Annotated in this window: 9 protein-coding genes; 2 read left to right on the top strand and 7 right to left on the bottom strand. The window is 65.6% G+C overall.

Features of this window, described 5'->3' with window-relative positions; genetic code table 11:
* Positions 1–25 precede the first annotated feature (25 nt).
* From LPJ38_RS08380 to LPJ38_RS08350, 7 genes are all read right to left on the bottom strand, one after another.
* Positions 26–1,687 carry a tannase/feruloyl esterase family alpha/beta hydrolase gene (locus tag LPJ38_RS08380; RefSeq protein WP_145640413.1) on the bottom strand — a complete coding sequence of 554 codons (1,662 nt, stop codon included), beginning with the start codon at positions 1,685–1,687 and terminating at the stop codon, positions 26–28.
* 77 nt (positions 1,688–1,764) lie between these two features.
* Entirely contained in the window at positions 1,765–3,009 is a 1,245-nt protein-coding gene (gene serA, locus LPJ38_RS08375) for a phosphoglycerate dehydrogenase (protein WP_145640415.1), read from the bottom strand.
* Between the two features lie 150 nt (positions 3,010–3,159).
* Entirely contained in the window at positions 3,160–4,392 is a 1,233-nt protein-coding gene (locus tag LPJ38_RS08370) for a rhodanese-like domain-containing protein (RefSeq protein WP_145640417.1), read from the bottom strand.
* 74 nt (positions 4,393–4,466) lie between these two features.
* Positions 4,467–5,657 carry a PepSY-associated TM helix domain-containing protein gene (locus tag LPJ38_RS08365; protein ID WP_145640419.1) on the bottom strand — a complete coding sequence of 397 codons (1,191 nt, stop codon included), beginning with the start codon at positions 5,655–5,657 and terminating at the stop codon, positions 4,467–4,469.
* Positions 5,650–6,666 carry an extracellular solute-binding protein gene (locus LPJ38_RS08360; RefSeq protein WP_231088592.1) on the bottom strand — a complete coding sequence of 339 codons (1,017 nt, stop codon included), beginning with the start codon at positions 6,664–6,666 and terminating at the stop codon, positions 5,650–5,652. The genes LPJ38_RS08365 and LPJ38_RS08360 overlap by 8 nt, the downstream gene beginning before the upstream one ends.
* A gap of 8 nt (positions 6,667–6,674) precedes the next feature.
* Positions 6,675–9,017 carry a TonB-dependent siderophore receptor gene (locus LPJ38_RS08355; RefSeq protein WP_145640423.1) on the bottom strand — a complete coding sequence of 781 codons (2,343 nt, stop codon included), beginning with the start codon at positions 9,015–9,017 and terminating at the stop codon, positions 6,675–6,677.
* Between the two features lie 187 nt (positions 9,018–9,204).
* Complete coding sequence (locus LPJ38_RS08350; RefSeq protein ID WP_145640425.1) at positions 9,205–10,089, bottom strand: dihydrodipicolinate synthase family protein; 885 nt, start codon at positions 10,087–10,089, stop codon at positions 9,205–9,207.
* 182 nt (positions 10,090–10,271) lie between these two features.
* On the opposite strand from LPJ38_RS08350, the gene LPJ38_RS08345 reads away from it, so the two are divergent.
* Together LPJ38_RS08345 and LPJ38_RS08340 are read left to right on the top strand one after the other, a co-directional pair.
* Complete coding sequence (locus LPJ38_RS08345; RefSeq protein WP_145640427.1) at positions 10,272–11,684, top strand: FAD-binding oxidoreductase; 1,413 nt, start codon at positions 10,272–10,274, stop codon at positions 11,682–11,684.
* Between the two features lie 6 nt (positions 11,685–11,690).
* Positions 11,691–12,362 carry a GntR family transcriptional regulator gene (locus LPJ38_RS08340; protein WP_145640429.1) on the top strand — a complete coding sequence of 224 codons (672 nt, stop codon included), beginning with the start codon at positions 11,691–11,693 and terminating at the stop codon, positions 12,360–12,362.
* Positions 12,363–12,444 lie beyond the last annotated feature (82 nt).

The following is a 12,444-nucleotide window of genomic DNA, read 5'->3' as shown; positions in this document are numbered from 1 at the left end:
CGTCATCCATTCGCCTCGTCGCCTCTCAGGGCGCGCAGGTAAAGCTCGAAGCCTCCGTCACCGAACCACTCTTGTAGTGCGGCCAGGACGGCCAGCGGCACAGCGGCAGCGCACGCGTCACTGCAAATGACGGCGCCTCTACCTTCTGCTCGGTGACCTCGAGATCGCCGGGCGCCTTGCCCTTCTCGACCCAGTCGACCAGCACACTCAGCATGTCGACATTGGCCGGCGCGCCGGAGCCGACATGGTCGACGCCGGGCGCGGTATAGAGGCGGGCGAACTCCGCGGTCTCGGCCTTGCCGAGCTTGCGCTCGACGCTCTCGAAATAGCGGATGCCGGCATAGGGGCTCTGCGCGTAATCGGCCATGTGCTCGAGCATGATAAGCCGGCCACCGCGCGCGCGAAAACGGCTGAGATCGGGATCGGTCGAATCCATCAGCCTGGAGACCTCGAGCAGCCGCGCCTTGTGGTCCTCCACCTTGTAGGTGGTGACGTCGAGCTTGGGATCGCGTGCGAACACATATTGAATGCCGCCGGCGCCGTAGATCCAGGCGATGCCGTTGTTGGGCGCAGGCGGCTGCGCGGGCGGCGCGGTGCCGAGCCACCAGGCGACCCAGCCGCCGGTCGGGCCAACGGCCGGGATGTCCTCGCCGGAGATGCCCCAACCCGGATAATCGTCGAGACCATTGGCGAGCGGGAACGGGAATTTGTAGGTCCCATGCAGCGTGTTGACGGCCTTGATCTGCGCCTCGGTGAGGCACTGATCGCCGCTCTGGCCCGCCGCGCAGCGCAGCGTCTCGATCTTGAACGCCGCCTTGCAGGAAACGGGATCCTGCACCAGCGCATCGTCGGAGCCGTCGGCCTTGTCGCAAGCCGAACGCACCGCATCGCCCACGAGCTTGACCTGCGCCGGATTGATCCAGCCCTCGCCCATGGTCGCAAGGCCCCCGCGCGTGCCGGCATGCTGCAGGCCGACCCAATTGATCACGGGCACGCGGGCGAAGATGCCGTCGAAATCGTCGGGATAGCGCTGCGCCATGGTGAGGCCCTCGCGGCCGCCCTCGGACGAGCCCATGAAATACATCTTTTCAGGCATCTTGCCGTAAGCACGCTGCATCAGCGCGACGGCGGCATCGCGCACCTTCTTGTAGGAACGATGAGCAAAGTTCTCGAACGCTTCGTCGTTGAGCGCGAAAACCTGCGGCGGCTCGCCCTGCTTGGTCTCGTGGCCGGAATCGGTGCCGTAGGTGACGAAGCCGCGCGCGAGCGGCGACGGCTTGTCGAAGGGATAGGCCGGCGGCAGCGCCAAGCCGGTGATCAGCACGCCGTTGAAGCCGCCGCCGCCATATTGCAGCGAGCGGCCGTTCCACTCGACGGGAAGATTGACCTGGAATTTGATCGGCGGCGCCTTGGGATCGGCGGGGTCGATGTGTCCGAGCACCTTGCAGAAGACGGGATTGGCCGGCGTGACGCGCCCCGACGGGGTCGGTCCGCGCTCGGCGACGGCGAGAGGCGATGGCGACTGCAAAGTCGCGGCATCGATCTTCACGGCGTCAGCGCCGCCAACGAGACCCTTGCAGACGGCCTCGGCGTCTTCAGCCAGCGTCGCCGCCGAGGCGCAGTTTGCAGCCAGCAAGGTCGCCGCGCCGACGGGCAATGCACAGAGCTTCGCACGCAGTTGCGCCATTGTTTCCCCCCGGTTCTCTTCTGGTTCGATCAGGAGGCCGCATTGAAGTCGACCGCCGGCCGGCCGTCAATGACGCTCTAGTGCTCGAACACCAGCCGCGCTCCGACCGTGCCTTCGAGGCTGCGGATCTGATCGAGCAGCGCCGCCGAATCCTGGCCGGCGAGATCGGCATCGAGCACGACATAGCCGAGGTCGCCGGCGGTCTCGAGATATTGCGCGGCGATGTTGATGTCGCGCTGCAGGAAGACCTCGTTCAGGCGCCGCAGCATGCCCGGCACGTTGCGATGGACATGGCTGAAGCGCGCGCCGGAGGGGCGAAGATGCAGCTGCACCTCGGGGAAGTTCACCGCGCCCATGGTCGATCCCGTGATGAAATAGTCGACCAGCTTGCGTGCGACCTCCCCGCCGATGCGCTCCTGCGCCTCCTCGGTCGAGCCGCCGATATGCGGCGTGAGGATGACGTTCTCCACGCCCTGCACCGGGCTGTTGAAACGATCCGAATTCGAGGACGGCTCGACCGGAAACACGTCGACGGCGGCGCCGGCGAGATGACCCTCACGCAACGCGCGCGCGAGCGCATCGAGATCGACCACGGTGCCGCGGCTGTTGTTGATCAGGAACGAGCCCGGCTTCATCGCCCGTAGCTCCTTCTCGCCGATCATCCCGGCGGTTTCCGGCGTCTCGGGCACGTGCAGGCTGACGACGTCGCTCTGCGCCAGCAGATCTTCCAGTCGCTCGACCGGCTCGGTGTTGCCGTGGCGAAGCTTGTCGGTGCGGTCGAAATAGATCACGCGCATGCCCATGGCTTCGGCGAGCGTGGACAGCTGCGAGCCGATATTGCCGTAGCCGACGATGCCGAGCGTGCGGCCGCGCACCTCGCGGCTGCCGGTCGCCGACTTGTCCCAGCCGCCCCCATGCGCCGATACCGAGCGCGGAAAGATCCGCCGCAGCAGCATCACGATCTCGCCGATCACGAGCTCGGCGACGCTGCGCGTGTTGGAGAACGGTGCGTTGAACACAGGAATGCCGCGCTTGCGCGCCGCCAGGAGATCGACCTGGTTGGTGCCGACGCTGAAGCAGCCGACCGCGAGCAGCTGGTCGGCGGCGCCGAGCACGTCATCGGTGATCTGGGTGCGCGAACGGATGCCGAGCAGCGACACGCCCTTGAGCGCTTTGCGCAGATGCTCTCCGTCCAGCGCCTTGGTCAGGCGTTCGACATTGGTAAAGCCCGCGCTCTTGAACAGCTCGACAGCGCTATCATTGACGCCTTCGAGCAGCAGCGCCTTCGCAGTCCGCTCGGGGCTTTGGCCTGGGGCTGGCATGGTGTCTCCGTCAGTCACAGCTTTGCCGCAGCTCTTAGACCGCGGACGGTGCGCGGCACAATAGGGCGTGGATACGGGGAGAAGATGGCGGGCGGCAGGGACGGCCTACCAAACGGCATCGCCTTTGCGCGGAGTTGACGGACGACAGAATCAAATCACGTAGAATCCGTGCGTCGCGTCGAGCCGGAGCTGTTCGACCAAGCCGTACTCCCAGTCGAGATAGGCTTGCATCGCGGCTTCGGCGACGTCGGTACCTTCATAGGGCCGGCGGTAACGATGCGCCGGGTCGGGCTTCGGCAGCACCAGCGGCGGGGCGATCTCGAGCGCGCCGTCATAGCCGCCTTCGAGCACATAGACCTCCCAGCCCATCTGGGCGAGCCATGATGCCGTCATGTCGGCACGGACGCCCTTGTCGTCGGTCAGCAAAATTCGCGCGCCGCGGACCGGCGCCGCCATGTCGGTCTCCTGAACGAGCTGGCCGCCGGGATAATGACGAAAGCCCGGCAGATGGCCGGCGGCATATTCCTCGGCGTCGCGCACGTCGAAGCGATAGAGCGTGTGATCAGTTTGCGCGAGCAGCGCCGCCATCTCGCTCGCACCGATATGACGAACGCCGGCACGATAGGCGACGTCGCGGGCATTGGCCGGACCGCCCTCGAACGGTCCGATCGCGCCGCGCCTGTCGGCACCGTGGTCAAGCGTGTGTCTCGCCAGCGTCCAGCCGATCGTGCCGTTGCGCAGCGCGCGCACCTTGTTGGGCACACCGGCATTGATCAGCGACTGGGTGCCGATGATCGAGCGCGTGCGGCCGGCGCAATTGACGATGATGGTGGTTTCAGGATCGGGCGCAGCCTGCCCGGCCCGCAAGACCAACTCGGCGCCGGGCACGCTGACCGAGCCCGGAATGTTCATGGTCGCGTATTCGTCGAAGCGGCGGACGTCGAGGATGGCAATGTTGGCCTTGTCAGCGATCAGCTTTGCCACTTCGTCGGCACTGAACGAGGGCGTGTGACGGCGCGACTCGACCAGTTCGCCGAATGCCTTGGAATAGGAATTGACGTCCTCGAAGACCTGATAGCCCGCCGCGCGCCAGGACTTCAGTCCACCGTCCAGCGCGCTGATATTGGTGTAACCCAGCGCCGCAAGCCGCTCCGCACCCACAGCGACGAGGCCTTCGCCGTCATCGTAAAGTACGATCGGAACGTCCTCGCGCGGCAGCCTGATCTCGGCCTCGACGGCGATCCGGCCGGCCGCCATGTTGGCGGCGAACAGCGGATGTCCGGTCGCGAACGCCGCCTCATATCTGAGATCGAGCAGCGCGATCTCTTCGCGCAGCAGCAGCGCGCGGCGGATCTCGGCGGGAGTGACGGTGGAAAGCTTCATGGCGCGGACCTTGACGAGAACAGGCCATGGGCTTTTGAACGATTGTCGCGCGCTTGGCTAGCCTTCGTGTCCGCTCACTCGCCCGGAACGAGCCGGCCGAGCGGCGGCTGCGCCGGGCGCCGCAGCCTGCGGCGCGACAGATAGAGCAGGACGCCGGTGACCGAGAACAACGGCATCAGCGCCGCCGCGATCATGAAGGCGAGCTTGCCGGGCCAGCCCAGGATGGCACCGCGGTGGATGTCGAGCATGTTAGCGATGATCTTCTCGCCAAAAGACTTGTCGGCGTACCGCTCCGCGGAAACCAATTGTCCCGAGACGGCATCGATGCGGAATTCGTCGCGCGAGGTGTCGAGCGTCGTCTCCTTCGACCACGATCGGATCCGGATCGCTGTGCCGGCGCCGGCCGGCAGCGTCAGCAACGCCTTCGAGAAGTGGCCGCCCTCCTCGCGCCGGAACGTCGTCCACGCCTGGTCGAAACCGATCGCTTGCGCCTCGATACGGCCGGCCTCACGCGGCGGCTTTGCAGACATCTTGGGCTGCATCTTGGCCGCGGCGACATGCGGCCGCGACAGCAGCCAGACCACGCCATCCTTGTACCAGTCGAACGAGTACCAGAGCCCGGTGAGCGTCATTAACAGATAGACCGGAAACACCCAGGTGCCGATGACGGCGTGCAGCGAGCGATGCAGACCGCGCCCACTGAGACCGAGATTGGGTTTGAGCCACATCTTCACGCTGCCGGCGCGGCGCGGCCAGCGCAGCACGAGGCCGGAGATCAGCATCACGATCAGGCCGAGCGCGGCGACGCCAGTGACCTGGCGCCCCCAGCCCTTGGCATCGCCGGGGATGAGCAGCCAGCGATGCAGCCTGCGCACGGTCGCGAAGAATTCCTCGCCGCGCGGGGAGCCCAGCACGCGCGCGTCATAGGGGTCGACGTAGAGCGAGGACGGCCTTGCGCCCTGCTCGTCGCGGCCGAAGCGAACCCGCACCGCTGCCGACGGGTCGCTCGACAGCGCGACGGCGGAGACTTTGCCGGCGTCCTGCGCCGCCTTGAGCCGCGCGACCAGTTCGTCCGGCATCAGCGCCGACGCTGGGCGTGGCGCGACGTGCATGATATCGGCGTTGAGATGATCGAGGATTTCATCCTCGAAGCTCATGACCGCACCGGTCAGCGCGATCAGGGCGAGCAGCAGCGCGAGCACGAGGCCGGCGATGGAATGGACCTGAAGCAGGGCCGCCTTGATTGTGTGGCCCGCTCTACTCATCGAAGCCGACCTTCTTGATCAGGACGATCGCGGCCTGCTGATGCGCGGCGATCTCATCGATCGGCAGTGCATCTGCTGTGAACGCGCCCATATCGGCGACGATCGGGGCCTGCCTTGCCGAGGCCAGCACAGGGTATTCGAGCTCAGCGGCAGCGAAAATCCGCTGCGCCGCCGGCGTGACGAGGAACTCGACGAATTTCTGCGCAGCCTCCGGATGTGGCGCATGCTTCGCGAGGGCTGCGCCGGCGAGGTTCACATGCGCGCCGCCACCTTTGAAGGCGGTCGGAACAGCCCTGACCGCCTCGGCCCAGGCGCGCCAGTCAGGCCCCTCCCGTCCGTCGCGCAATTGCGCCAGCGCAACGGTGTTGCCGATGCCGATCTCGCATCTGCCCTCCGCGATCTCGCGGATTACGTCATTGTCCTTGCCCTCAGGCCTGTGGGCGAGGTTAGCCTTCAGCCCGGCGAGCCAGACCTCGGTCGCGGCATCACCGTGATGGACGTGATAGGCCGCAACCAGCGCGACATTGTTCTGATGCAGCGCCGAGCGCATGCACAGCTTGCCGCGCCATCGGGGATCGACCAGATCTTCATAGTCGATCTGAGCAAGCGCGCTGTCCTTGCGCACGAATGCGACGCGGGGGCGGATCGCAAGCGCAACCCATTGCGCGCCGTTGCCGCGCAGGTTTGCCGGCACGGCCCGTTCGATATGCGTCGAAGTGAAGACCTGGGTCAGGCCATGCGCGGCAAGCTGGGTGGTCTTGTCGAGCCCGATGGTCAACAGGACATCGGCGGGCGATGCCTCGCCTTCCGATACGAGACGCCTGATGAGACTGTCCTCGATGAAGACGATTTTCACGCCGATGCCGCTGGCTTCCGTAAAAGCCCCAGCAACCGGCGCGACCAGAGCGGCCTCCCTGGTCGAGTAGAGCGTCATCTCTTCGGCGCGGCTTGGGGCCGTCGTGCAGGCAGCCGCCAGGGCGATCAGGATCGCGATGGCTATGTGCCGCATCGACATCGCTAGAACTTCACCGTCGCCGAGAGCGACACGCGCCGGGCATCGCCGACGGCGACGTTCAGATTGTTGACGGCGGAGGGATAATAGACCTTGTCGAACAGGTTCTTGACGTTGAATTGATAGATCACCGGGAATTGCTCGTACCTGGTCTCGTAGGTCGCGAAGATGTCGGCGACCACGTAGGACGGCAGGAAGAAGGTGTTGATGGCATCACCGGGACGGTCGCCGACATAGCGGGCGCCGCCTCCGAGGCGGAGCTGACCTGGCAACGCCGTCCCGAAGTCGTAGACGAGATAGAGCGAGGCCGTGTTCAGGGCGACGTTTTGCAGCTTCTTGCCGAGCAGCGTCAGATCCTGGGAAGCCGTCACTCGCGCATCGGTATAGCCATAGCTTCCGATCACGGCCCAGCTGTCCGTGAGCCTCCCGGTGACGTCGATCTCGACCCCGCGCGCGCGTGCCTTGCCGGCCGTCGTATAGACGTTTAGGCCGAGCGCGGGGTTAAATTGGCTGACCAACACGTTCTGCTTCTCGACCTCGTAGACCGCAAGCGTACCTGAGAGACGCTTGTTATCGAACTTGAGACCGGTCTCGTACTGCGTGCCTTCTTCCGGAGCGATGTTCGAACCCAGCACGAAGCCGCCGCTATTTGCCAACGGAGCAATCGTCGAATTCGGCTTCAGCGACTGGGTATAGCTCGCATAGAGCGAAAGCTCGTCGGTGAGCTTGAGGATCGCACCTCCGAGCGGCAGCACCTTGTCCTGGGAGACGTTGGTGTTGACGATGAAAGGCTTTCCACGCCCGGCGATCTGATCGTAGTCCATATAACGCACGCCGCCGACCAGCGCGAACCGCTCGGTCAGATGCAGCGTGTCCTGGAAGAACAGTGACCACTGGCCGAGCTTGTCGGTTTGGGCGCTGTCGCTGTTCGAGACGGTTGTCCCCGGTCCGATCAAACCGTAAATGGGATTGTAAACATTGATGGGCGGCGTGGCCTGCCGGATCAGATTGTCGCGGTAGATGGTGCGATACTGGCCGTCGCCGCCGAACAGCACCTCGTTGCGCATGTTGCCCAGCCAGAAGCCGCCGGAGACGTAGGACGTTCCGTAGCTGACATTGCTGAGCGAGCCCTGCGTGCCGTCATTGCTGCGCGTCTCGTTGCCGGTCGTGAAGTTGATACCGGTGATGCGGAGCTGGTTGGCGCTGAAGGTTTCGGTGTTGTAGCTGTAACCGGCGTAGAGCTTCCAATCCTGATTGAAACGGTGCTCGACCGAGGCCTGGATCAGGTCGGAGGTTCCCCAGGTGTTGTTGAACGGCTCGTCCAGCCTTCGCGTGGCGGGCACGGCGAGCGGCGCCTTGGTCACCGGATTGAATGCGGTGCCGCGGTCGAATGGATAGATGAACTCGCGATGCTCGTAGTTGAGCTGCACCGTGGTGTCCTGGCCGTACCAGGCCAGTGACGGCGCCACCAGCATCTCGCGGTGCCGGCCGAAATTGCGCCAATAGTCCTCACTGACGCCGTAGCCGATGAAGCGATAGGCGAGGCCCTGGTCGCCGATCGGACCGGTGACGTCGAGCAGGCCGTCGGCGCCGGTTTTCGAGGCGCTGTAGGCCGAGCCGAGCAGCGTGACCGAGCCGTGCTGGTAGAGCTCGGGACGCTTGCTGATGGTGTTGACGATGCCGCCGGGATCCATGATGCCGTAGAGCAGCGAGGCCGGTCCCTTGAGCACCTCCACGCTTTCGACGGCGGGATTGAAGCTGCGGCCCTGCACCAGCGGCATGCCGTTGCGCATGATCGAGCCGTCGCGGTTGTCGCCGAAGCCGCGGCGGATCACGGCGTCCTGGCTGCCCGCGAGTGTATTGGTCTGGGTGATGCCGGAGACGTTGATGAGCGCATCGTCGATGTTGCGCGGCAACTGGTCCTTCAACACCTGCTCTGGCACGACGTTGACCGCCTGCGAGGTGTTCAGCGGCGAAGCGCCGCTGCGTAGCGTGGTCGCGCTCGGCATCGCGCGATAGCCGAGCTTCGCGGCCTGTTGCGCGGCGGCTTCCGCCGCAGCGCGCTCCGAGAGCGTCGGTACGGTGGGCGCCGGACTGGAAGTGCGACTGCGCTGGCGCGTGGCAGTTTGCGCGCGGCGTGGCGATTGTTCGGATGCGCGCGCCGGCCGCGGTCGCTGCACGGGGGCCTCCACCGTCACCGGCGGCAGTGCCGATTGCGCCTGCGCAATCGTCGTGCTGGAGGAGGATTCAGCGAGCAGCACGGCCGCGCCAATGAGAAGACTTGCACGGCTCTTGCCGCCACGAGTTCGACGGCCATCGACAGGTTGGCCGTCCAGATAAGCAGGCACGATTCACTTCCAGGTCAGACGCAGCATTGAAGCTGGCGCGTCTAACAGTCGCAGCGCGTCAAGAGAACCGTAAGTCGGCTTGAATAGCTCTAGTATTGAAGCGTTCTAAAGACACAGCGCATCGGACCGCAATCAGCAATTGCGGCCGCGGCTTCCGCGGCACGCAACGCGCGAATTTGCTGCGTAATCACGCGATGACGGGCGCCGTCAGGTCGTCGAGCTGTCGCTTGAACGCGGCACCGTCGGACAACGCACGAAGCGGCGGACGCACGCGCAGCCAGCCCGCATCGCCCGTCTGCGCCGCCAGGATCGCCTTCAGCGTCGGGAGGAAGGACGGCGTCTTCAACACGACGTCAATCGCGGCCTGCATGCGCGCCTCGACATCCCCGCCGTCGAGCATGCCCTTGACCAGCTCGGGCACGATGTTGGCCATGCCGCAGATGGTGCCGGCGCCGCCGGCGGCGACCGCACGGGCGATATCAGCCTCGTTGCCGACGGTGATGGCGAGCTCGGGCGCGGCCGCACGGAACGCCTGAAACTGCTTGAAGTCGCCGCTGGAGTCCTTCAGGCCTGCAACGATCTTGCCGTAGCGTTTGCGTAAGTTGGCGGCGACACTGGTCGGGATCGCAACGCCCGAGACCTGCGGGATGTGATAGAGATAGGCGCGCAGGCGATCGTCGGCGACGCCGTCGATGATCGCGGCGAAGGCGTCCTCAACGCCCTCGGGCGTGACGCCGCGGTCGAAGTATGGCGGCAGCACCAGCACGTGGCGCAGGCCGAGGCCGAGCACGGTGCGCGACAGCGCGACGCCGTCGGTGATGGCGGGGAAGCCGCCGCCGATGCCCATGCGCTCCGGCGCGACGCCCGCCTTGAGCAGGGCTTCGATGGTCGCAACGCGCTCAGTGACATTGAACGAGGTGCCCTCGCCGGTGGTGCCGAACAGCACGACACCGTCGACGCCCTTGCCGAAGAGCTGCTTGGCATGAGCCGCGAGCTTGGCCGCGTCCACGCTGCCGTCCGCCGCCAGCGGCGTCGCCGACGCCACCCATAAGCCGCGAATTGCCTCCGTCATCCCATCGCCCTTTTTGCTGCGAGCCGGGACCCAAGCCTTTGATTCGGAAGGATCTTAGGCTGTGTCCTGAGTCACTATTTTTACTTTACTTTTGACCTTGTACCTTACATACAAGAGTGGCGCAATTCCTTTCCACCCTCGCGGCGCGCATAAGGCGCAACTGATTTTAGCGGAGGTCTCGCATGGACATGGCAACTCCCCCTGGGCGTGCCGACCACCTGCTCGGCGCACTGCGTGACAGGCTCGGCGCGGCTGCGGTGCTGACCGGCAGCGAAGTGCCGGCGCGCAATTGCAACGATTGGAGCGCGAGCCTGCCGCAGACGCCGCTGGCGGTGATCCGTCCGCGCGATGCGCAAGGCGTTGCCCATGCGATCGCGACCTGCCGAGAGGCCCGGCTGCCGTTCGTGCCGCAGGGCGGCTTGACCGGGCTGTGCCGCGGCGCCTCGCCTGAAGCGGGCTGGGTCGCGATCTCGCTGGAGCGCATGACCGGGATCGAGGAGATCGATCCCGCCTCGGCGACGATGACGGTGAAGGCGGGCACGCCGCTGGAGACGATCCAGAAGGCCGCCGACGAGGCCGGCTTCTTCTTCCCGCTCGATCTCGGCTCGCGCGGCTCCTGTGCGATCGGCGGCAATCTCTCCACCAATGCCGGCGGCAACCGCGTGATCCGCTACGGCATGACGCGCGAGCTGGTGCTCGGTCTCGAAGTGGTGCTGCCCGACGGCACCATCATCACCAGCCTTAACAAGCTGATGAAGAACAATGCCGGGTACGATCTGAAGCATCTCTTCATCGGCTCGGAAGGCACGCTCGGCATCATCACCCGCGTGGTGCTGAAACTGTTTCCAAAGCCGCGCTCGACCATGGCCGCGCTCTGCGCGCTCAAGGATTATGCTGCGGTGGTCGCGCTGCTCGGCGCCGCGCGCAGCGGGCTCGGCCCGTTGCTGTCGGCCTTCGAGGTGATGTGGCCGGACTACTGGGACGTCATCACGACTCGCGCCGGCGTGAAGCCGCCGGTCGCGGCGGGCCACGGCCTCTACGTGCTGGTCGAAGCGCAGGGCACCGACGAAAGCCTCGATGCGCCGCGCTTCCAGGCCTGGCTCGAAGAGCTGATGGAGCGCGGGCTGCTGGCGGATGCCGCCGTGGCGCAGTCGCTGGCGCAAACGCAGAGCTTCTGGCGCGTGCGCGACATCTGCGCCGAATTCGGCCAGGTGCTGGGTCCGCACATCTCCTACGACATCGGCCTTGCGGTGGCGCGGATGGACGAGTTCACCACGCGCTGCAAGGCCGCGCTCGCCGCCGGCATCAAAGGCTGCGAGAGTGTCTATTACGGCCATATCGGCGACGGCAATCTGCACCTCGTCTCCTGGGTCACAGGACTTCCGGTCGAGCAGCAGCCGAAGGAAGAGATGGATGCGATCATCTATGGTCTGGTGCGCGAGCTTGGCGGCAGCGTTTCCGCCGAGCACGGCATCGGCACGCTGAAGAAGCAATGGCTGGGGCACGCCCGCAGCGAGGCCGAGATCGCGCTGATGCGGACGCTGAAGGCTGCGCTCGATCCTGATCATCTGCTCAATCCCGGCAAGGTGATCTGAGGGCATATGCGCTCGCTCAAGCTCGATACGCCGAAATCGCTGTCCCAGCGGGTGATGCAGCGGCTGCGTCAGGCCATCATCGACGGCGAATTCGCGTTAGGGGCTGCCATCTCCGAGGAGATGGTGGCGAACTCCTTCGGCGTCAGCCGCACGCCGGTGCGCGAGGCGATGGGCCTGTTGCAGGCACAGGGGCTGGTGGTGATCCGGCCGCAGGTCGGCAGTTTCGTCTTTACGCCGAGTGCGGAAGACATCACCGCGCTCTGCACCTTCCGGATCGCACTCGAACCCAGGGCGGCCGAGCTCGCCTTTCGCCATGATCGCGACGGCGCCATTACGGCGATGAACGACGCGATCGCGGCGATGGAGCCGGCGATTGCCGCAAAGGACAACATCGCCTATGGCCGGGCCGATACCGCCTTCCACGAGGCGCTGTTCACCCATTGCGGCAACCGCTATCTCGCCGAATCCTATCAGCTCGCCTCCAGCCGCGTCGCCGCGCTGCGCACCAATCTGACTTCGCCGATCGACGTGCGCACCCGCACCTCCTTCGACGAGCATCGCAAGCTGCTCGACCTGTTCGCGCGCGGCGAGCACGCTTCATTCGAGGCGCTGATGACGATGCATATCACCAATTCGGGCGTGGTCTATGCCAAGGCCCTGAAAGTGGGAGCGGACTGAAGGCGCCTAGTGAGCGTCCTTGGATCCCGGCCTGTCCAGGAAATCCAGAGCGGTGTTGATCTGCTCGAGCTGGTGCTCGATC

The sequence above is a fragment of the Bradyrhizobium daqingense genome (genome assembly GCF_021044685.1).
Lineage (GTDB): Bacteria > Pseudomonadota > Alphaproteobacteria > Rhizobiales > Xanthobacteraceae > Bradyrhizobium > Bradyrhizobium daqingense.
This window is presented reverse-complemented; position numbering and strand designations above follow the sequence as displayed.

What these genes read in the sequence shown, in the direction of transcription:
- LPJ38_RS08370 (WP_145640417.1), bottom strand. Translation starts at nt 4,392, where the DNA reads ATGAAGCTTTCCACCGTCACTCCCGCCGAGATCCGCCGCGCGCTGCTG.
- LPJ38_RS08365 (WP_145640419.1), bottom strand. Translation starts at nt 5,657, where the DNA reads ATGAGTAGAGCGGGCCACACAATCAAGGCGGCCCTGCTTCAGGTCCAT.
- LPJ38_RS08350 (WP_145640425.1), bottom strand. Translation starts at nt 10,089, where the DNA reads ATGACGGAGGCAATTCGCGGCTTATGGGTGGCGTCGGCGACGCCGCTG.
- LPJ38_RS08360 (WP_231088592.1), bottom strand. Translation starts at nt 6,666, where the DNA reads ATGCGGCACATAGCCATCGCGATCCTGATCGCCCTGGCGGCTGCCTGC.
- LPJ38_RS08345 (WP_145640427.1), top strand. Translation starts at nt 10,272, where the DNA reads ATGGACATGGCAACTCCCCCTGGGCGTGCCGACCACCTGCTCGGCGCA.
- LPJ38_RS08340 (WP_145640429.1), top strand. Translation starts at nt 11,691, where the DNA reads ATGCGCTCGCTCAAGCTCGATACGCCGAAATCGCTGTCCCAGCGGGTG.
- serA (WP_145640415.1), bottom strand. Translation starts at nt 3,009, where the DNA reads ATGCCAGCCCCAGGCCAAAGCCCCGAGCGGACTGCGAAGGCGCTGCTG.
- LPJ38_RS08380 (WP_145640413.1), bottom strand. Translation starts at nt 1,687, where the DNA reads ATGGCGCAACTGCGTGCGAAGCTCTGTGCATTGCCCGTCGGCGCGGCG.